At 51.1% G+C, this 19,639-nt stretch carries 15 protein-coding genes; 13 read left to right on the forward strand and 2 right to left on the reverse strand.

The features are described 5' to 3' along the window. Window positions 1-255: 255 nt before the first annotated feature. Window positions 256-2,667, forward strand: a complete 2,412-nt coding sequence (locus ACQ4MZ_RS05450; RefSeq protein WP_430843568.1) for a glycoside hydrolase family 9 protein — start codon at window positions 256-258, stop codon at window positions 2,665-2,667. A 56-nt stretch (window positions 2,668-2,723) separates the two neighbouring features. On the opposite strand, the gene ACQ4MZ_RS05455 is transcribed toward ACQ4MZ_RS05450, so the two are convergent. Next, on the reverse strand, window positions 2,724-3,236 hold the full coding sequence (locus tag ACQ4MZ_RS05455; RefSeq protein WP_430843569.1) for a heme-binding domain-containing protein: 513 nt from the start codon (window positions 3,234-3,236) through the stop codon (window positions 2,724-2,726). A 59-nt stretch (window positions 3,237-3,295) separates the two neighbouring features. Continuing rightward, window positions 3,296-4,192 carry an AraC family transcriptional regulator gene (locus tag ACQ4MZ_RS05460; RefSeq protein ID WP_430843570.1) on the reverse strand — a complete coding sequence of 299 codons (897 nt, stop codon included), beginning with the start codon at window positions 4,190-4,192 and terminating at the stop codon, window positions 3,296-3,298. Between the two features lie 136 nt (window positions 4,193-4,328). Between ACQ4MZ_RS05460 and ACQ4MZ_RS05465 the strand changes: the two genes are divergently transcribed. From ACQ4MZ_RS05465 to ACQ4MZ_RS05520, 12 genes are all read left to right on the forward strand, one after another. Then, window positions 4,329-5,180: a phytanoyl-CoA dioxygenase family protein gene (locus ACQ4MZ_RS05465; RefSeq protein WP_430843571.1), complete on the forward strand. Its 852-nt coding sequence runs from the start codon at window positions 4,329-4,331 to the stop codon at window positions 5,178-5,180. Between the two features lie 24 nt (window positions 5,181-5,204). Continuing rightward, a complete protein-coding gene (locus ACQ4MZ_RS05470; protein WP_430843572.1) occupies window positions 5,205-6,017 on the forward strand; it encodes a sugar phosphate isomerase/epimerase family protein in 813 nt (270 codons plus the stop codon). Between the two features lie 234 nt (window positions 6,018-6,251). Further along, window positions 6,252-6,605: a response regulator gene (locus tag ACQ4MZ_RS05475; protein ID WP_291193868.1), complete on the forward strand. Its 354-nt coding sequence runs from the start codon at window positions 6,252-6,254 to the stop codon at window positions 6,603-6,605. Window positions 6,606-6,805: 200 nt separating this feature from the next. Continuing rightward, complete coding sequence (locus ACQ4MZ_RS05480; protein ID WP_430843573.1) at window positions 6,806-8,449, forward strand: TldD/PmbA family protein; 1,644 nt, start codon at window positions 6,806-6,808, stop codon at window positions 8,447-8,449. 191 nt (window positions 8,450-8,640) lie between these two features. Then, window positions 8,641-9,957: a TldD/PmbA family protein gene (locus ACQ4MZ_RS05485; RefSeq protein ID WP_430843574.1), complete on the forward strand. Its 1,317-nt coding sequence runs from the start codon at window positions 8,641-8,643 to the stop codon at window positions 9,955-9,957. Between the two features lie 137 nt (window positions 9,958-10,094). Further along, the gene (locus ACQ4MZ_RS05490) at window positions 10,095-11,732 is read left to right on the forward strand and encodes a TldD/PmbA family protein (RefSeq protein WP_430843575.1); all 1,638 of its coding nucleotides are present in this window, start codon (window positions 10,095-10,097) and stop codon (window positions 11,730-11,732) included. Window positions 11,733-11,904: 172 nt separating this feature from the next. Beyond that, window positions 11,905-13,242, forward strand: a complete 1,338-nt coding sequence (locus tag ACQ4MZ_RS05495) for a TldD/PmbA family protein (protein ID WP_430843576.1) — start codon at window positions 11,905-11,907, stop codon at window positions 13,240-13,242. Between the two features lie 2 nt (window positions 13,243-13,244). Continuing rightward, the gene (locus ACQ4MZ_RS05500; protein ID WP_430843577.1) at window positions 13,245-13,862 is read left to right on the forward strand and encodes a DUF4159 domain-containing protein; all 618 of its coding nucleotides are present in this window, start codon (window positions 13,245-13,247) and stop codon (window positions 13,860-13,862) included. Window positions 13,863-14,134: 272 nt separating this feature from the next. Continuing rightward, window positions 14,135-15,118, forward strand: a complete 984-nt coding sequence (locus ACQ4MZ_RS05505; protein WP_430843578.1) for an AAA family ATPase — start codon at window positions 14,135-14,137, stop codon at window positions 15,116-15,118. Window positions 15,119-15,403: 285 nt separating this feature from the next. Further along, window positions 15,404-16,297 carry a DUF58 domain-containing protein gene (locus tag ACQ4MZ_RS05510; RefSeq protein ID WP_430843579.1) on the forward strand — a complete coding sequence of 298 codons (894 nt, stop codon included), beginning with the start codon at window positions 15,404-15,406 and terminating at the stop codon, window positions 16,295-16,297. Beyond that, on the forward strand, window positions 16,297-17,415 hold the full coding sequence (locus ACQ4MZ_RS05515) for a BatA domain-containing protein (RefSeq protein ID WP_430843580.1): 1,119 nt from the start codon (window positions 16,297-16,299) through the stop codon (window positions 17,413-17,415). The genes ACQ4MZ_RS05510 and ACQ4MZ_RS05515 overlap by 1 nt, the downstream gene beginning before the upstream one ends. Next, window positions 17,408-19,636 carry a hypothetical protein gene (locus ACQ4MZ_RS05520; protein WP_430843581.1) on the forward strand — a complete coding sequence of 743 codons (2,229 nt, stop codon included), beginning with the start codon at window positions 17,408-17,410 and terminating at the stop codon, window positions 19,634-19,636. The genes ACQ4MZ_RS05515 and ACQ4MZ_RS05520 overlap by 8 nt, the downstream gene beginning before the upstream one ends. Window positions 19,637-19,639: the final 3 nt, after the last annotated feature.

The following is a 19,639-nucleotide window of genomic DNA, read 5'->3' on the forward strand; positions in this document are numbered from 1 at the left end:
GTTTATGCAATTATAGGAAAAACAAATCAATATTTAAATAAATTTTTGTATTATTTTAAAATAGCAAAAAGTACTCCCGGTTAATAATTTCTATGGTATATACTTATTTGTTCTATAAAATATTAAGAATAAATTTGAATGCATTTCAATCCTCCAAAGGACTGAAAACGACTCCCATCCTAGTTGAAAAAGGCATTTGCCGCTTCTGTTGTTGTTCCTGACGCAGTATTTTCATTCAAATCAAACCATTCAGCCATGAGGAAACATTACCTCCATTTACCTGGGAAGGGTATTCTTGCATTTTTACTATGCCTGACGCTGTCGGTGCGGGGAGTCGCGCAGATCAGCCAGTTTATTCACGTCGACCAGTTCGGTTACGCGCCGGCGGCCGAAAAGGTGGCGGTACTCAGCAACCCGATCGTGGGATACAATGCCGCATTGAGTTACACACCGCCGGGTACAATGGAAGTGCGCAACAGTGTCACCAATGCGGTGGCGTTCAGCGGTCCGGTTACCGTTTGGAATAGCGGCAGTACCCAGGCCAATTCGGGTGACCAGGGCTGGTGGTTCGATTTTTCGGCACTGACGGCCACGGGCAGCTATTATGTGTTTGATCCGGTCGGTAACCAGCGCTCGGCGGTTTTTGAAATTTCGCCCAATCCTTACGGCAATGTGATGCTGGCGGCTGTGAAAATGTTCTATTACAACCGCTGCAACATGGCGAAAACGGCTCCGTACGCGCAAAGCAAGTGGACCGACGGGGATAATTTCATGCATGCATTGCAGGACCAGCAATGTCGCTACGTGTATGACCAGGGCAATGCGGCGCTGGAAAAGAACCTGACAGGCGGCTGGTTCGATGCCGGTGACTATAATAAATATGTGTCGTTCACGCATAGTCCTTTGCACGACCTACTTTACGCCTACGAGGAAAATCCGACTGTTTTTACAGACAATTTCAATATTCCCGAAAGTAAAAACGGCATTCCCGATCTGCTCGACGAAGTGAAATGGGAGCTCGACTGGCTTTTCAAAATGACGAATGCTGATGGCAGCACGCACAACAAAATGGGCAGCCGGAATTACAGCGAGAACATTTCTTCACCTCCGAGCGTGAATGTGGATGGGCGCTACTATGGCCCTGTTTGTACCTCGGCGTCGGCCACCATTGCTTCGGTGTTCTCGCACGCGGCCCTTGTGTACGCAGGTATCCCGGCGCTCACGGCCTACGCGGGCCAGCTGGAAGCCAAAGCGGCGAGCTGCTTCAACTATGTCCTGCCGTTTTTTAATGCCAATACCCTCCAAACCAATTGCGATGACGGCAGTATTGTTTCGGGTGATGCCGATGTGGGTGTAGGACCGCAGCGGAGCATGATGGTGATTGCCGCGATTTACCTTTTCGAGCGGACCGGCAATGCGGTTTACAATCAGTTTGTGGTTAATAATTACGCGGGTACTGACGTCATGAGCTCCGGTTACTGGGGTGTAGATGCTACCGAATTGCAGGATGCATTGCTGCGCTATGCGAAGCTTCCCGGCGCCAACCCGACTGTCGCCTCGGCAATCCTGAACTCGGCGGGAACAGCTGTGGATGGTAACTGGAACGATTTCTTCGGCTGGACGACGGCCGATCTCTACCGTGCATTCATGCCCGACTGGTCGTACCACTGGGGTAGTAATATGCCCAAGGCCGATTATGCCAATGTGAACCGCAGCATGCTTAAAGCCGGGCTGGGCAATGCGGCCAGCCTCACGCGCAAGGCTGCGGAACAAATCCACTATTTTCACGGCGTTAACCCGCAAGGGATGGTGTATTTGTCGAATATGTACGGGGTGGGCGGCGACCGTTGTGCCAATGAAATTTACCACACGTGGTTCAACGACGGCACTGTTTACGACAATGCGCTGACGTCGCCGAACGGTCCGGCGCCGGGTTATGTGGTGGGCGGCCCAAATGCCGACTATACGATCAGCGGCCAGTCGCCGCCGTTTGGTCAGCCGCGCCAGAAAAGTTACCTGGATTTCAATACCGGTTGGCCGACCAACAGTTGGGAAATCACCGAGCCGGCTATTTATTACCAGGCCGCCTACATTCGCTTACTTGCTCACTCGACGCTGCCCGTGGAGGACCCGCTGCCTGTGGAGCTCGCTGATTTTCACTTGAACGACATAGGAAAAAGCCAGGTGCAGCTTTACTGGAAAACTGTTTCGGAAACAGACAATGAGCATTTCGAGATCGAGCGTTCCACGGACGGTGTCGATTTCCGGATGATAGGGGAGTTAAAGGGGCAAAACACCACCGCTACGACACATTATTATACATTTACCGACACCGAGGCACCGGCGGTTACGACCTATTACCGATTGAAACAGGTCGATTTCGATGGAAAGTTCGAGTATTCCAAAATCATCGCATTATATCGCAACGGCGATGTCGCATTCCGCATCGGCCCGAATCCGTTGAGTGATTACGTGGATTTGCAAATGCCGCCTCGCACTGGTAAGACCACGGTGAGGCTCATCAATATGGCCGGGGTGGAGGTAATGCGCCGCGATATGGACGGCAGTGGCCGTATGCGGATACCTGACGTAGCCAGGGGGATTTATCTCCTGCATGTGGAGCAGGGAAATGAAAGGCTTTTTACACAGAGGATTTTCAAAAATTAAACCGGTAACGGGCAGCGGCAAACGAATGCGTAGCTGCCCGTTGCTTTTGAATGGGATCAGTGCTGTCCTGGTTCGGGCTTTCTTTTCGGCATGATCAGACTGTCGGCCGGGTATTTCGCTTTCAGCGTATCCATTTGGGCCTTTGCCCATTGAATAAGGCGCTCGCGCTGAGCGGTGCTGAGCTTGGCTTCCGGGTGCATACCCAATGCGGTGTATGATTTGAGGGGCATGGCGTCGTCTTCTACCATTTCCACCGTCTCTTCCAGCTTGTGGTTCTGCCGGGCGATGGACAGGCTTGTGAACGTCGAGAAGTTCAGGTGCCGTTTGCCGTCCTCGACATGCTCGTTCATCCACCATGCCAAAGGCTGGATATTGGAATACCATGGATAAACGGTTTTATTGCTGTGGCAGTCGTTACAAGCCACTTCCAGGATGTTCTTCACATCGGCAGGGACGTCATATTTCGTCGCGATGTTCATGGACTGGTCGTCAGAGAGGTTTTTTTCGGGGCGGATAAATTGAATGATGATAAAAACGGCCAGGAGGGCAAGCAGGATTTTTTTTAACATGTCCGGTGGTGATTTAGATTAGGTCTTAATATGTACAATAATTCCGATATGACCACTTTTTACTGCCGCTCTATACCCTTATTTTTTCGGTAATGGGCCGGCGACAGGCCCATTTGCTGTTTGAAGAGCCTCGAAAAATAGAACGGGTCGTCGATCCCGATGGCGGAGGCTACCTCATTGATCCGCCACGAGCTGAAATGCAGCAGTTGGCAGGCCCTCTGGATGCGTAGGTAATTGAAGTACTCGATCGGCGCGTAGCCTGTATCCTTTTTGAATTTCCGGGAAAAGAAAGAGACCGATAAATTTACCGAACGGGCAATATTATCCAGTGAAAGGGAATTTGACAGGTTGTCCTGCATATATAGGATCGCCTTTTCGGTAGGACTTGCATCCGATGCCGACGGTTTCTGCGAGCCGAAATGCTCGGGACCGATGAACGACGAGAGGTAATACGGCAGCGCGAGATTGGCTTGCAGCAAGTTGGAAGCGCTGTATCCTTTCAGCAGGGTGCGGGCAATGTGGGTGAAGAGTGCGTTACGCTCGTCCGAAAACCCCACCTGAATAGCTTTGAACGGCTGGCCGTCGCGTTCCATGACCGTCGTAGTAACCGCGCCGCAATGGGTACCATGGATATGAATCCAGTAAATGCTCCAGGGATTTTGCGGATCAGCCCCATATGAATGCGGTACGTCGACGGGAAGGATAAACACCTCGCCCGCATGCATCCGCGACGTGTTCCCATTCAGTTCGATCCATCCCTGACCGTCAGTACAATACAGCAGAATAGCCTGAGAAATGCCATTAGGGCGCTGGTAGTAGTGGTGCAATGCCTTGGGATAATAACCCATTCGGGAGATGAACAACTGGCTGATCAGTGGCAGCTGTTCGCAGTGGGATGTGGCCACTTTGGGTATTTCGATGATAAGCTCGCCTTCGAAGCCTCTGCTTTTGCGCATAATGTGTGTTTTAAAGAGCAATAACGGATATGATAAAGGTAGAATAATCCATGTTTTGGACAAAATCGTTCATTCGTTTATTTCATGGAATAGCTGAATTTTGAAATGTTAAAGTACTATTCCTAATCCCATTCTCATGGCTAAGCAACTTTTGACCCACGCACAAATCGAGCAGTATCATACGGACGGCTACCTGATCGTCCGCGGGTTTTATGATAACGAGGAGGTTTCGAAACTTTACCGCATTGCGCTCGACGATGCGATGATCAGTAAGCATGCCATCAATGTCAACGACAGTACCGGTAAGCGGAGCAAGCTTTCGCTGTGGTACAAGCCGGGCGATGATGTGTACGGGTTGCTGACGAGGGGCAAAACACTCGTGGGGTCGGTGGATCAGCTGTTGGATCGCCGGCCCGGCGACGAGGGCCATTCGGTTTGTCATTACCATTCTAAACTCATGCAAAAAGAACCCCTTGTAGGCGGAGCTTGGGAATGGCACCAGGATTATGGATATTGGTATAAAAACGAATTTCTCTTTCCTGAACAGCTTATGTCGGTCATGATTGCCATAACGGATGCCAATGTTGAAAACGGCTGCCTGCAAGTGATCAAAGGTTCCCACAAAATGGGCCGGGTAGAGCATGGTTTCTCCGGTGAGCAGGTAGGTGCGTCGCAGCGTTATGTGGATTTGGCGCTGAAAACAATGGAGCATGTGTTTGTGGAGCTCGATGCGGGTGATGCTCTTTTCTTTCACAGCAATATCCTGCACCGCTCCGAGGCTAACCTGTCGGATCATCCGCGCTGGTCGCTGATTTCATGCTACAACCGGTTGACGAATATAGGTTATCACGAGTCGTCCTCATCGGCGTCGAGCATTACACCCATCGATATCGTCCCGGATGAAGCGTTGCTTACCTGGGACGCCGCTGGTCTCACGGAGTCAGAGGCTGATTTTCTGAGTAAGGAAGCAGACGTTTCATTAAAATAGATTTAAAAGTTGATTACCCATCCCATGACCATTCAATTTTACGCGCCGGAGTGGGGAAATACCCTTCCGTTTGATACTTTTTGCCAAAATGTAAAAACTGCCGGTTATGATGGCGTTGAAATGGCATTGCCTTTCAATCCGAATGAAAAGCGGACTGTTCTGGACACGCTGGCAGCTTATGACCTCCGGCTGATCGGCCAGTACTGGCAATCCTTTGAAAAAGATATCGACGAGCATGCCGCGAATTACGAAAAGTACCTCCTCAACTTGATTGAAGCCCGGCCTGTGCTGATTAACTGTCAAACCGGCAAGGACTACTTCAATACAGCACAAAATCAGAGGCTTTTTGCGTTGGCAGCCAGGCTTTCGACCGAATCCGGCATTCCTATTATTCACGAAACGCACCGTGGTAAAAGTCTCTTTGCTGCCCATATCACGATGGGCTACCTGCAATCCGATCCCGGCCTCCGCATTGCGCTCGATATCTCGCACTGGTGCACCGTCCACGAATCGCTGCTGGCCGACCTCCCCGACGAGGTGGCACTCGCTATCTCACGTACCGATCACATCCACAGCCGGGTGGGCCATCCCGAGGGCCCGCAAGTGAACGATCCGCGCGCGCCCGAGTGGGAGGAGGTGCTGGATGCACACCTCGGCTGGTGGGACCGCGTGGCGGCGCTTCACGCGCAAAACGGTACTACGCTCACCGTCACCACCGAGTTTGGTCCCGCGCCTTACATGCCGGCGATGCCCTACACGCAAATGCCGCTCGTTAGCCAATGGGATGTGAACGTACACATGATGAACCTTCTCAAAGATCGTTACCAACGGATTTGAGCGGCAGCGCTAATTTTTTCTAACATTTTAATTGAAATAAATTTTACCGTTAAATAAATTTTTTACCATTAAAATGCTGACAATGAGCTGGTTTTCATTACCAGGGTGCGAAATGTGATATCTTTGGGAATTTGACAGAGCCTTCGGTTGTTTTATGCGGTCCGGGATTTTGTTCCGGATAATGAGTTAATTCATAAATTTGCTTTGTAGTAACCCCCGATCGATCTAATAACTATGAGCATCCTTTATGTTGACCATGAAATTAATAATCTGAATTCCTTTAAAGCGACCTTCCGGAGAGACGCCCAGATTTATCTGGCCAACTCAACGGAAGAAGCGCTGAAAATCCTAGGCGAGCACAAAATCGACGTCATTTTCGCTGACCACCAGATGCCCGAAATGACTGGCCTCGAATTTCTCAAACTGGCTTCCAATCAGTATCCTTCCAGTATGCGCGTGTTGCTCACGGGCAATGCCTATACGGATGAATTTCGCTGGGCCGCCGGAAAGGGATATTTTCACAGCTATGTCAACAAACCCTGGGATGAACAACAGCTGCGGACGCTGATGATATCGCGTTTGTATTAGGTTAAGATTATCAAAATACCATGCAGGGCGTAGTGTTTTACTAGCGTCGAAAGTACTGCGGCGGCCGGCCGCACCAGAAGAGCGCCGAAGTTTCAATAACTTCCGGCGCTTTTTGTTTGGTACAAAAAAAATTGCCACACGAATATTTGTTGAGGATATATTGATTACATTGGAGATTCAATATCCGACCTTTTAACCAAATGAAAAGAAGACACTTCATGCAGATGTCGGGCCTTGGCTTGGGCGCTATGATGCTCTCCGAGGTCCCGGTCGTCGGGAGTCCCGTGGCCGAAGCGCAACTGCTCAGTCCGTGGCTCGATGCCGCTACCAAGAAACAACTCGCGGAAACCGCGCTGAATGCCGCCCGCGACAAGGGGGCAACTTACACTGACGTCCGCATCGGCCGCTATTTGCAGCAATACTTGTTTACACGGGAAAAGCAGGTGCAGAATATCGTCAATGCCGAATCTTACGGCATCGGTATCCGGGTGATCGCCAATGGTACCTGGGGCTTTTCGGCTACGAGCGATGTCACGCCGGATGGCATTGCCCAATGCGCCGCCACGGCCGTGGCAATTGCCAAGGCCAATTCGAAATTTCAGAAGGAGCCGGTGGTGCTTGCGGCACAGAAAGGCGTTGGCGACAAGACCTGGAAAACGCCGATCATCAAAAATGCTTTTGAAATACCGGTGAAGGAAAAGATCGACCTCATGATGAAGGTCAATAGCGCCGCAATGGATAATGGGGCCAACTTTGTAACCTCGAACCTATTTTTCATCAACGAGCAGAAATATTTCGCCTCCACTGACGGCTCCTTCATTGATCAGGATGTCCACAGGATTTGGCCGACATTCACGGTCACGGTAACCGACAAGGCTTCAGGTAAATTCAAAACGCGCGACGCGATCAGTTCCCCAATGGGCATGGGATACGAGTATCTCGACGGCCTGGCCAGCGAGAAAATCGCCGGCCCGAATGGCCTGGTGGGGTACCGCAATTCGTACGATATGGTGGAGGATGCCATTGTGGCCGCCAGGCAGGCAAAAGAAAAGGTAACAGCCAAATCCGTGGAGCCGGGTAAATATGATCTTGTTTTGGACCCCAACCATTTGGGACTCACCATTCACGAGTCGGTAGGGCATCCCACGGAGCTCGACCGTGTGCTGGGTTATGAGGCCAACTATGCCGGTACCAGCTTTGCGACGCTGGATAAGTGGAAGTCCAGGAACTTCAACTATGGCAGCAAGCTTGTCAATATAGTGGCGGACAAAACGCAGCCGCATACGCTCGGCGCGGTGGGCTACGACGATGAAGGCGTACCTTGCAAGGAATGGGATATTATTAAGGACGGTATCCTGGTCAATTACCAGGCCATTCGCGATCAGGTGCAGATTTTGGGCGAAAAAGAGTCACACGGCTGCTGCTATGCCGATGATTGGAGTTCCGTTCAGTTTCAGCGTATGCCAAACATCAGCCTCAAACCCGGAACCGAGAAACGGAGCGTGATGGATATGATCAAAGGTGTTGAAAAAGGTATTTATATTATCGGAAGAGGTTCTTATTCGATCGACCAGCAGCGCTATAACTTCCAGTTTGGGGGCCAGGTTTTCTATGAGATCAAAAATGGCGAAATCACCGGCATGCTCGATGACGTCGCCTATCAGTCGAACACCCAGGAGTTCTGGAATTCGTGTGTGCAGCTTTGCGACCAGGACGATTACCGGACATTCGGCTCGTTTTTCGACGGAAAGGGGCAGCCCTCCCAGATCAGCGCCGTTTCTCATGGCAGCTCGACCACGCGGTTTAACGGGGTGAATGTTATTAATACAGGGAGGAAGATTTAATGAGTGACCGGGTCGCCGGAGCGATGACCGAAGGGTCAGGTTAGTCCAGAGTTGTCAGATTTTGTCAGGTATTGTTTTGATTGTTTGGATACATCAATGACTATTCCTGACTATCAATAACTACACATGACTATTTACTTATTCAATCATTCAAAATTAAATCTTCCTGCCACCTCCAAACTCTTAACAACATGGCTATTTTAACAAAAGAAGAAGCTAAAAAAATCATAGATAAAGTACTGGCGTTTTCGAAGGCAGATGAGATCAGCGCGTCACTTTCGGGGAACCGGACAGGTAATATCCGCTATGCGCGCAATTCGGTGTCGACCAGCGGAGAAACCACCGACCTGTCGCTTTCTGTCACAGCTGTTTTTGGTAAGAAATCGGGAACGGCTACGATCAACGAATTCGACGATGCGTCACTCGAAAAGACCGTGCGCCGTGCGGAGGAAATCGCGAAGCTCGCACCCGACAATCCTGAATACATGCCCATGCTCGGGGCCCAGCCATATGTGAACACTAATGCATTTGTAGACAGCACCGCAGGCATTAACCCTGAACATCGGGCAAAGGCAGCTTTCGGCAGCATTGAACCTTGTTCCAAGAAGAACCTGACCGCCGCTGGCTATATGGAAGACACAAGCGGTTTTACGGCATTGGGCAACAACAAGGGCCTTTTTGGTTATAACAAATCTACCTCTGTGGATTTTTCCGTAACTGTAAGAACTGCGGATGGTACGGGCTCTGGCTTTGTACAGCGCGATTACAACGATGTTTCCAAGTTGAATACCCAAACCGCGACGGAAATCGCGATGCAAAAGGCAATGGCATCGGTGAATGCAAAGGCTTTGGAGCCGGGCAAATACACGGTTATCCTGGAACCTACCGCCGCGCATGACCTCATTCTCAATATGATGCGGAATATGGACGGACGCAGCGCGGACGAAGGCCGGAGTTTTCTCGGGAAGAAAGGCGGACAAACGCGTCTGGGCGAGAAGCTTCTGGATGAGCGCGTTACCATTTATTCCGACCCCACGAATACCGAAATCCCTGGTTCGCCATTTGCCGCCGATGGCCGCCCGCAGGAGAAAGTAACCTGGTTTGAAAAAGGTGTCGTGAAAAACATGTACTATTCGCGTTTCTGGGCGGATAAAAAGGGCGTGAAGGCGGTTCCATCACCGGATGGCATTATTTTTCAAGGCGGTAACGAATCGCTTGCAGACCTGATCAAAGGCACTGAAAAAGGTATTCTTGTAACACGCTTCTGGTACATCCGCACCGTTGATCCGCAAACGCTGCTCTACACGGGCCTTACGCGCGACGGTACTTTTTACATTGAAAACGGGCAGATCAAATATCCGGTCAAGAACTTCCGGTTCAATGAAAGCCCGGTGATCATGCTCAACAACGTGGAGGCGATCGGGAAACCGGTGCGCACCAACGGCAGCCTGATTCCGCCGCTGAAAATCCGTGATTTTACGTTCACAAGCCTTTCAGACGCGGTCTAGCGGCAAACGTAATCCATTTAAACCGCTATCCTGCCATCCATAACAGGTGAGTTGAAACAAGGACGGCCATTCATTAACTTATGAATTGCACTTTTTTAACTCACCCAATCAAACACTATTCGCTAAACATCTACACTTTGAAACGACGAGATTTTATTCAAATGGCCGGGCTCGGAACGGGAGCGTTTATGTTGCCGGGCTTTGCAATGAGCCGTCCCGTGTCGCCGGAGGTATTTCTGGCACCCGGCGACGATGTAGCCGTTAAAAAACGACTGGCCGACGCGGCCCTCAATGCGGCCAAATCGAAAGGAGCTTCCTATGCCGATGTGCGCATTGGCCGGTACCTCAACCAATATGTGACGACCCGGGAAGACAAGGTCGAAAATATCGTCAATACCGAATCCTATGGCGTCGGGGTGCGTGTGATCGCCAACGGCTGCTGGGGTTTTGCTGCGGTGGTCGATGCCAAAAGTGAAGCCCAACTGGCGAAAGCGGCGGAAGAAGCGGTCGCCATTGCCAAAGCCAATGCAAAACTCATGAAAGAGCCTGTGCAGCTTGCTCCGCAAAAAGGCTTTGGCGAAGTGAGCTGGAAAGCGCCGTTCAAAAAGAATGCGTTTGAAGTGCCCATTAAGGAAAAGGTCGATCTGCTGCTCTCAGTGAACGACGCAGCGATGAAAAACGGAGCTAATTATGTGAACTCGATCCTTTTCCAGGTGAATGAGCAGAAATATTTCGCTTCAACCGACGGCTCCTATATCGATCAGGACATTCACCGCATATGGCCGCTCTTCAATGTCACGGCCATTGACCCCAAAACAGGTAAGTTTGAAACGCGCCGTTCTTTGAGCGCACCGATGGGCATGGGGTACGACTATTTACAGTCGAACCCGGCCGATAAAGTGACCGGCGTAACGACCCGCTACAACAAAGGTTATGATATGCTCGAAGATGCCGTCGCCGCATCCAAACAGGCAAGGGAAAAGCTGACGGCCAAATCTGTGGAGGCAGGAAAATATGACCTCGTGCTGGACCCTTCGCATTTGTGGCTCACGATCCATGAGTCGGTCGGTCACCCCCTGGAACTCGACCGGGTACTGGGTTATGAAGCCAATTTCGCGGGAACATCTTTCGCGACGCTCGATAAATGGCAGTCCAAGAACTTCCAGTACGGCAGCAAGCAGGTGACCCTCGTGGCCGACAAGCTGCAGCCTGGCTCGCTCGGCGCCGTAGGCTGGGACGATGAAGGGGTTAATACCAAACAATGGGACCTCGTGAAGGACGGTATACTGGTGAACTACCAGGCCATCCGTGACCAGGCGCATATCATAGGCGCGAAGGAATCGCATGGCTGCTGCTATGCCGACAGTTGGAGCTCAGTGCAGTTTCAGCGCATGCCGAACGTGTCGCTGGCGGCGGGCAAAACGCCATTGTCGGTGGAGGAGATGATCAAGGATGTTAAAAAAGGTATTTATATTATCGGCGACGGCTCATTCTCAATCGACCAGCAGCGGTATAACTTCCAGTTCGGGGGACAGCTGTACTACGAAATCAAAGATGGAAAGATTGCCGGTATGCTGAAAGATGTGGCTTACCAGTCGAACACCCAGGAATTCTGGAACTCGTGCGTGCAGGTATGCGACGAGCGTGACTACCGCCTGGGCGGATCGTTCTTCGACGGCAAGGGGCAACCCATGCAATCCAGCGCCGTATCACACGGCAGTTCGACGGCACGGTTTAACGGGGTGAACGTCATCAATACCGCACGGAAGATATAGTGAGTCAATGAGTGAATTATGGATGATTAAATAATCGTCATTGAGTCAGGTGTGGTCATGAAATTGTCAAAAATTCAACCCTTGACCACTCTTGATCACACTTGACTTTCTATTCACTCATTCGGTTACAGCTCCGGCGACCCGGTCAATCATTCAATCATTCAAAATTAACATGGCCATCATACTAACAGAAACAGAAGCAAAGGCGCTGTTGCAAAAAGTGCTGAGCTATTCCAAAGCAGATGAATGCGAGGTGAATATATTGGGCGAGGAGCGCGGCAACCTGCGCTATGCCCGCAACGAAGTGTCGACGAGCGGGTCGCTTATCAACCAGAATTTGCAGGTGCAATCCGCATTCGGCAAGAAAGTAGGCGTTGCCACGATCGACGAATTCAGCGACGAGTCGATTGAAAAAGTCGTCAGAAGATCGGAAGAGTTGGCCCGGCTGGCGCCGGAAAACCCTGAGTATGTTGGCGTGGTGGAACCGCAGACCTATCTGAAATCCAACGGTTTCTTCGAATCCACGGCAGGCATTAACCCTGCTTATCGCGCTGACGCCGTCGCCAAAAGCCTCGACTTGACGCGTACACAAAATATGACCGCAGCCGGTTTTCTGGAAAATCAGAAGGGCTATTCGGCCATGATGAATTCCAAAGGGCTTTTTGCCTACTACCCAAGTACGAGCGTGAATTTCTCGCTTACCGTACGCACGCCGGACGGCAAGGGCTCGGGCTATGTGGCTAAGGGTTATAGCGATGTAACCAAACTGGATACGGCCGCTGCCACGAAGGTTGCCATTCAAAAGTCCAAAGGTTCTGTCGATGCCAAAGCACTGGAACCCGGCAAATACACGGTGATCCTCGAACCGACCGCCGCCGCCGTGCTTTTGGAAAATATATTTTTCAATCTCGATGCCCGGAGCGCCGACGAAGGCCGTTCGTTCCTGAGCAAAGCGGGAGGTAAGAGCAAGTTGAACGAAAAGATCGTCGATGAGCGGGTTCATATTTACTCGGATCCGACGCACCCGGACTTACCAGCCTCGCCCTGGGCAGGGGACGGGCAAGCGGCCAACAAGATCAGCTGGATCGAGAACGGGGTCGTTAAAAACCTCGTCTATTCGCGTTATTGGGCACAAAAGAACAATATGAAGCCAGTGCCATTCCCGACGAACGTGATTATGGCGGGAGGGACGGCGAGTATGGAGGAGTTGATCAAATCCACGCAGCGCGGGATATTGGTTACCAAGCTCTGGTATATCCGTGAGGTGGATCCGCAAACGCTCCTGCTTACGGGTCTTACGCGCGACGGTACTTTTTACATCGAAAACGGGGTGATCAAACATCCGATCAAAAACTTCCGTTTTAACGAAAGTCCGGTGATTATGCTCAATAACCTCGAAGCGCTAGGCAAGCCCGAACGCGTGGTGAGCACCGAAAGCAATAGCAATTACCTGATCCCGCCGATGAAAATCCGGGAATTCACATTCTCATCGTTATCCGACGCAGTTTAGTATTGAAACCTTTTTTCTTCACCAGAATCCAATACACTTCCGGTAACTGGGATACCGACCAGCGAATGCCGTCCAATTTGCTGCATTCGCTGGTTGAGTACACCACCATACCGGTCGACGAGAAGGAAAAAGTAGTGCCATTGAGCAGTAACGAGATATTCAAAAGCCCATTCTGTTACCTGAGCGGGCATAAGCTGGTTGAATTTTCAACGCAAGAGCGCGACTATTTCAAACGGTACGTGCAGAATGGCGGGTTCGTATTCGTCGATGACTGCAACCACGATATCGACGGACTTTTTGCCAAATCGTTCGAGCAGGAAATGGCCCGGACGTTCGGCCCGAAAGCCTTGCAGAAAATCCCGAACAACCATCCTATCTACCACAGTTTTTTCAAATTCGACGACGGCCCGCCGACCACCTCCTTCGAGCTGAACGGCTGGGGCGACGACCTCGTGCACGATTACCTCAAAGCGATCACAATCAACGGCAGGATCGGCGTCCTGTACAGCAACAAGGACTATGGTTGCGAATGGGATTACGATTTTCGGAACAAACGGTTCCTGGCGGTTGACAATACGCGGTTTGGGGTGAATATTGTAGTGTATGCGTTGACGGGGTAGGGAAAGGAGGAAGGGGAGAATGGGAGAAAGGGAGAGAGGGAGTGAATGGAAGGTAGAAACCGAAGAAATAGCCACCGAGTGGCTCCCTGTTTATAGAAACCCGACGGAACCATTTTCCGATGGACTCTGGAGCAGTCGCCTTGTATGAACGACGGTTTTACGAAAAGGAGGCCCCGCCGGGGCCAGGGAAATGATTGTGATCGGTTGTACTATAAACAGGACGGTCCTCCGGACCTATTTGTTAGATATGGTAACTATTTAATTATCAAAACTTGGAAAACTCGACGACAACCTCCCATTACCGGGCGTTGGTAGCGAAACTGCCATTACTTAAAGCTGAGATTGCGAAAGTGATCGTCGGGCAGCAGGATGCTATTGAAGAAATATTGATTGCTTTGCTGGCATCGGGACATTGCCTGCTCGAAGGTGTTCCGGGCCTGGCGAAAACACTGATGGTCAAAACAATGTCCGAAGCATTGCATATGAGCTTCCGGCGGATCCAGTTCACGCCCGATTTAATGCCGGGCGATATTGTGGGCACCGAGATATTGGAGGAGGACCACGAAACCGGCAAGAAGTTTTTCAAATTTAATCGAGGGCCGCTATTTGCCAATGTGGTATTGGCCGACGAGATCAACCGGACACCGCCGAAAACGCAGGCTGCATTGCTGGAAGCCATGCAAGAAAAAAGTGTAACCTACGGCGGCGAGAACTATCCGTTGCCCAACCCGTTCCTGATCATCGCCACACAGAACCCGATCGAACAGGCGGGTACTTACCCGCTGCCAGAAGCGCAGCTCGACCGGTTTTTGTTGTATATCAAACTGAGTTATCCCAGCGAGCAGGAGGAGCTGGATGTTTTGCGTACTACGACTGGTACAGCAAGGCCGGAAATCGGGCGAATATTGTCGGATATGGAAATGGCCGATCTGCAAAAGCTCACGCGTCAGGTGCATATTGCGGATGAATTATTAGTGAGAATCAATGCATTGGTGCGCTCTACGAGGCCCGAGACGACTACTTCCGACTTCGTGAAGGAATGGTGTGACTGGGGCGCTGGCCCTCGCGCGGGACAGGCGCTCGTGTTGTGTGCGAAGGCGCGCGCAGTGTTGCATGAGCGATTTTCTGTCGTGCCGGAGGATATCCGCGCATTAGCCTTTCCGGTGTTGCGCCATCGCATGGCCATGAATTTCCGGGCGGAAGCCGAAGGCATTACCAGCGACCACGCGATTCAGGAGTTATTGAATGGGTTATAATGTTCGGCAACGGATTTGTTGTTACATCCCTGACGGGATTTGGGAGCCGGTTGTCATGGTTATTACTACCAATATTACATCGCTAACGCGATTTGTATCGCAAGCCACGGAGTGGCTGCCTTCTGGTAGCAGCAAAATGGAAGCATTTCGGGAGAGACTCCGGAAGAGTCGCCTGAATGTCGACGATCGTATGCCAGGACGTTGCTCATATTAGTTGACTAATGCCGTCAGGCATGTAACAACAAAACAATGGCGAACTTTCGTCAGAAACAACCCTAACAGACAATGCAAAAAACAACCGGCCTCTTGGCGTCCAGCCTGATCAAGCTCAAAAACCTGCAACTGACCGGAAAACTGGTGAGCGAGGAGCTGATGCTGGGTATCCATTCCAGTAAGCGGTCGGGGATAGGCATTGAATTTGAGCAATACCGGCATTATGAACCCGGCGATGACCCGAAACGGATCGACTGGAAACTATTCGCGCGAACCGACAAACACCTCGTGCGTGAGTCGTCGACAGAAAGTGACCGGCAAATCAGGTTTGTACTGGATTTGTCGGGATCGATGAATTATACCGAAAACGGCGTCAGCCGGCTGCAATATGCGCAAATTCTGCTGGCTTCGCTGGCCTACCTGTGCTACATCCAGAACGACCAGATGAGTTTGTATGGATTGACGGAAGGACGCGTGGAAACGATCAGCGGCACGGGCTCGGTGTCATCGGCGCGGCAGGCTTTCCAGAAGATATTGGTAGGCTTGGAGAAAGCTACCGCAGCGGGAGCATGGGGACTTTCGGGGCTGCGGCATTCAGAATTTCAGTCGAAAAAGAAAGAGCAGCTCATTTTTGTGAGCGATTTGCTGCAAACGAACGATGAATGGCTGTCGTGGATACGATCACTGGCGGGGCCTTACCGCGAAATTGCGATTTTCCAGATACTCGGTAACCAGGAAATGGAATTTGATTTGAAAGGGTTTTACAGGTTCAAAGACCTGGAAAGCAGCAGGGAAATGGAGCTGGATGCGGAAGCCGTGGGTACGCAGTTCAGGGCATCGATGCAAACTTACCTGACCGATTTAAAAACCGCGTTGCAAATCCCGCACGTGCGTCTCATAAGGGCGCGCATGAGCGAGCCTGTCGGGATGGTATTGAAAGCATTTTTAACGAGAAGAAAAGGCTGATGGCATTCTTGCAACCATATATGCTTTGGGGAATGCTGGCCGTGGCGGTACCGGTAGCGATTCATTTCTGGTATCAAAAACGGGGCAAAACCATTGAATGGGCAGCCATGCGCTGGCTTGGCGAGCAAACCACGCTGCCACACCGCGGCCTTCGGCTGAATGAGGTGTGGCTGATGATCCTTCGGTGCCTTTTGGTTATACTTCTTGCATTAATATTGAGCAAACCCGTCGCCAACTGGTTTGCTAATGAGGGCAAACCGAAGGTGGTCCATTTGGTTCAGGCCGACCGGTTTGTCACGGAGACTTACCGCTTCGAGCTCGAAAATGCCCTGCGGGACGGAGAACCCGTTTACTGGCTCGGTAGTTCGCCGGAAAAGGTCGTTAATCTCGTCGACATAAAGAGAAGTGCTTCTTCCGTAGCGTATTTGCAGCAGAATATCAATGTATTAGCAGATGGTAATGCATTGGATTTCAGGTTGTATTTTCTGAATGATGGCAGTCTTAAATCCCGGGTGTATGTGCCGGGGGCATACCGGCTTTTCCCTGCCACTGATTCGTCGAAAACAAAGCAGATCGATCTTTTGAAAAACAAGCCGGTGTATAAGGGTGCTATCAGAGTATTGCTGGATTACCAGAATGCGGCGGAATTACAAACCGTCCGGGCCGCGCTTGCCGCGCTGACCGAAGTTTATGGTTTTTCATTTGAAATACAACAGGAAATGAGCCCTGCAAGCCGGTATGACTGGGTTTTTGCCGATCACCTGTGGGCTAATCCGCAGCCCGGGACAATCTATGTGATTTCAGGCAATGCGCCGCAATGGAATGCCCCCGCTCAGGTAATTCAGCTGCGCGACACGCTGCGGATGGCCGACTCGGAATTGGTCGAGAGCGGCAGGCTGCCCGAATGGCTGGGCGATTTGCTGGTGAAGCAGCTGGGTCTACAAACCCATACTGCGCCTTCGAGCAAAAGCCAGCTGAACGCATTGTTTAAAAAGGTAACTGCGTCGCGTGTACAGGAGCAGGCGGCACTGCGTCCCTGGTTGATGTTGGTTTTGATATTGTTAATGGCCGCGGAACGTTGGTTGGCGCTGCGCAAAACGATAAGAAATCATGGCTGATGTGAGAAAACTGGTCAAATCGGTAAATACGCATTTGCAATGGATTGCGATTTTGAAGTGCTTTCTGCTGGGCCTGGCTACGCATGTGCTGGCGGATACTTTTTTGGAAGATAGCCCATGGCTGAGTTCGTCGCTGGGGTCTATCGGCTCGTTGATTGGGATATGGAGAACCAGGGCATTTACGGATAAGCGAAAGGTTGCTATTTCATTGATTCACAGTTATGACCAGGGTTCGGAATACAGCCTCGACCTCTTTGATCGGACTGACCTGAACATCGCCGAACAAATGCAGCTCGAACGCGTTGCAGCGCGGAACATCACCCTTCCAAGGCACATATTGTACCACGGCATCTGGAAATATTTCGCAGCGGTGATTTTGGCGACGTTCATTTACCACGGTGTGTTGAATGTCCGTGAGCGGAAGGGTGAACAGGACAAGCCTGTGTCGGCGGCGAGGGCAGCTACAAGCGTTGCTAAGGAGATTATTCCAAAGTTCGAATCTTCGGCGGTGAAAATAGTGCCTCCCGGCTATACGGGCTTGCCGCAAAGGAAATCGGGCGACCTGAGCATCAGCGCGATCGTCGGCTCGGTGATTGAATGGTCGGTGTGGTTTGATCGTGCGGAGCAGTTATCCGTCCGCCTTGCCAACAGTCGTGGTGACGAAGTGAGTTTGCGTGAAGTCAATGGCGTGTTTGTGCATCAGGACCGCCTTACGGGTTCGGGTTTGTATTCAATTAAAGGTTACTGGAAGGATTCGCTGATATACCAGTCCGATTTTTACAAGCTTGAAGCATTGCCTGATCTCGCGCCGCGCATTGAACCTGGTTCGAAAGAGTTGTACCGCTACCATTTCCTCAAAGACCCGAAAAGTATCAGGGTGTCGGCCAAAATATCGGACGATTTCCGGGTGAAGCAGGCATTCATTGTGGCTACCGTGGCGCGTGGCTCGGGCGAAAATGTCAAGTTCCGTGAGGTGCGCATGCCGCTCAGTCCATCCGATTTTAAAGAAGCAAATATTCAAAAAACGATTGACCTGAATGCCTTGAATTTCACACCGGGCGATGAGCTTTACTACTATTGGGCAGCGGTCGACAACCGTCAGCCGGAAGCGAATTTCAGCAAGTCGGATACTTATTTTATTGTGTATAAGGATACTGCGAAAATTGAAGAGGCAGAGCTTGCGACCATGGCGGTGAACATTATGCCCGAATATTTCCGTAGCCAACGGCAAATTATCATCGATACCGAGAAGCTGATTGCGAAACGCAAAAGGCTTAATACCCGAGATTTTAATGCGACATCTAACGAGATAGGTTTCGATCAGAAAGTGCTCAGGTTGCGTTACGGGCAATATTTGGGCGAGGAATTTGAAACGACCATTGGCGGGGCGCCCCCTGGCGGAGAAGCCCATGGCATTGACAATCCCGCGGCGGATAATGGCAATATCATCGACGCATTCACACACCATTCTGACGGACAGGGCGAGGGAGCGGAGGCGCGCACGGGCGAGCCTGTACATGAACACGCGCATGAACATGAACCTGCGGGAGAGAAAGATCCGCTTGCCGCGCTCATGGAACAATACACACATGCGCACGACGATGCCGAGACTAATAGTTTTTACGAGCAATCCACACGCAGCCTTTTGAAAATGGCTTTGGAACAAATGTGGCAATCGGAGCTGCATTTGCGCACTTATGAGCCCGAAAAAGCACTTCCATTCGAGCATAAGGCACTGGAATATCTCAAAACTGCCCAGCAAAAAGCGCGAACGTACGTGAAGAAAAGCGGCTACGACCCGCCGCCTATCAAGGAAAAGGAGAAGCGGCTTACCGGGGAGCTTAAAGACCTTTCGACGAAATGGGAGTTTGAAAAGGAGTTTAACCAGAAACAAACAGCTACGCTTGCCGCCGCATTGCTGGGCTACCTGGAAAAGGATAGGTTACCCCAAAACGAGCAAGCCAAACGGGCAGCATTAAGCTCGGAAATGGCGGAGCGGTTGGCGGAAAGCGGACCATTCAATGGCGGTTTGCAAAACTGGAATATGCTCGCTGCATTGCAGAAACTCGCGGCGGGCAGGATATTGAGCAACACCGAAACAACTAGCTTGAAGCGCGATTTGTACCGGCGAACGAATGCTGCATTGCAAAGCCGGTCATCATGGTCGGGAGACAAAAAGTTGGAGGCGGCGTTCCGGAAGGCATTGCGCCAGCCTCTTTGAGAT

Origin of the sequence: Dyadobacter sp. BHUBP1 (assembly GCF_050587785.1) — a bacterium.
In the GTDB taxonomy this organism is placed as follows: Bacteria; Bacteroidota; Bacteroidia; order Cytophagales; family Spirosomataceae; genus Dyadobacter.

Excerpts from the sequence above, each read along its gene's own strand:
- ACQ4MZ_RS05455 (WP_430843569.1), bottom strand. The coding sequence starts at position 3,236 with ATGTTAAAAAAAATCCTGCTTGCCCTCCTGGCCGTTTTTATCATCATT.
- ACQ4MZ_RS05470 (WP_430843572.1), top strand. The coding sequence starts at position 5,205 with ATGACCATTCAATTTTACGCGCCGGAGTGGGGAAATACCCTTCCGTTT.
- ACQ4MZ_RS05495 (WP_430843576.1), top strand. The coding sequence starts at position 11,905 with ATGGCCATCATACTAACAGAAACAGAAGCAAAGGCGCTGTTGCAAAAA.
- ACQ4MZ_RS05450 (WP_430843568.1), top strand. The coding sequence starts at position 256 with ATGAGGAAACATTACCTCCATTTACCTGGGAAGGGTATTCTTGCATTT.
- ACQ4MZ_RS05515 (WP_430843580.1), top strand. The coding sequence starts at position 16,297 with ATGGCATTCTTGCAACCATATATGCTTTGGGGAATGCTGGCCGTGGCG.
- ACQ4MZ_RS05485 (WP_430843574.1), top strand. The coding sequence starts at position 8,641 with ATGGCTATTTTAACAAAAGAAGAAGCTAAAAAAATCATAGATAAAGTA.
- ACQ4MZ_RS05510 (WP_430843579.1), top strand. The coding sequence starts at position 15,404 with ATGCAAAAAACAACCGGCCTCTTGGCGTCCAGCCTGATCAAGCTCAAA.
- ACQ4MZ_RS05465 (WP_430843571.1), top strand. The coding sequence starts at position 4,329 with ATGGCTAAGCAACTTTTGACCCACGCACAAATCGAGCAGTATCATACG.
- ACQ4MZ_RS05520 (WP_430843581.1), top strand. The coding sequence starts at position 17,408 with ATGGCTGATGTGAGAAAACTGGTCAAATCGGTAAATACGCATTTGCAA.
- ACQ4MZ_RS05480 (WP_430843573.1), top strand. The coding sequence starts at position 6,806 with ATGAAAAGAAGACACTTCATGCAGATGTCGGGCCTTGGCTTGGGCGCT.
- ACQ4MZ_RS05460 (WP_430843570.1), bottom strand. The coding sequence starts at position 4,192 with ATGCGCAAAAGCAGAGGCTTCGAAGGCGAGCTTATCATCGAAATACCC.
- ACQ4MZ_RS05475 (WP_291193868.1), top strand. The coding sequence starts at position 6,252 with ATGAGCATCCTTTATGTTGACCATGAAATTAATAATCTGAATTCCTTT.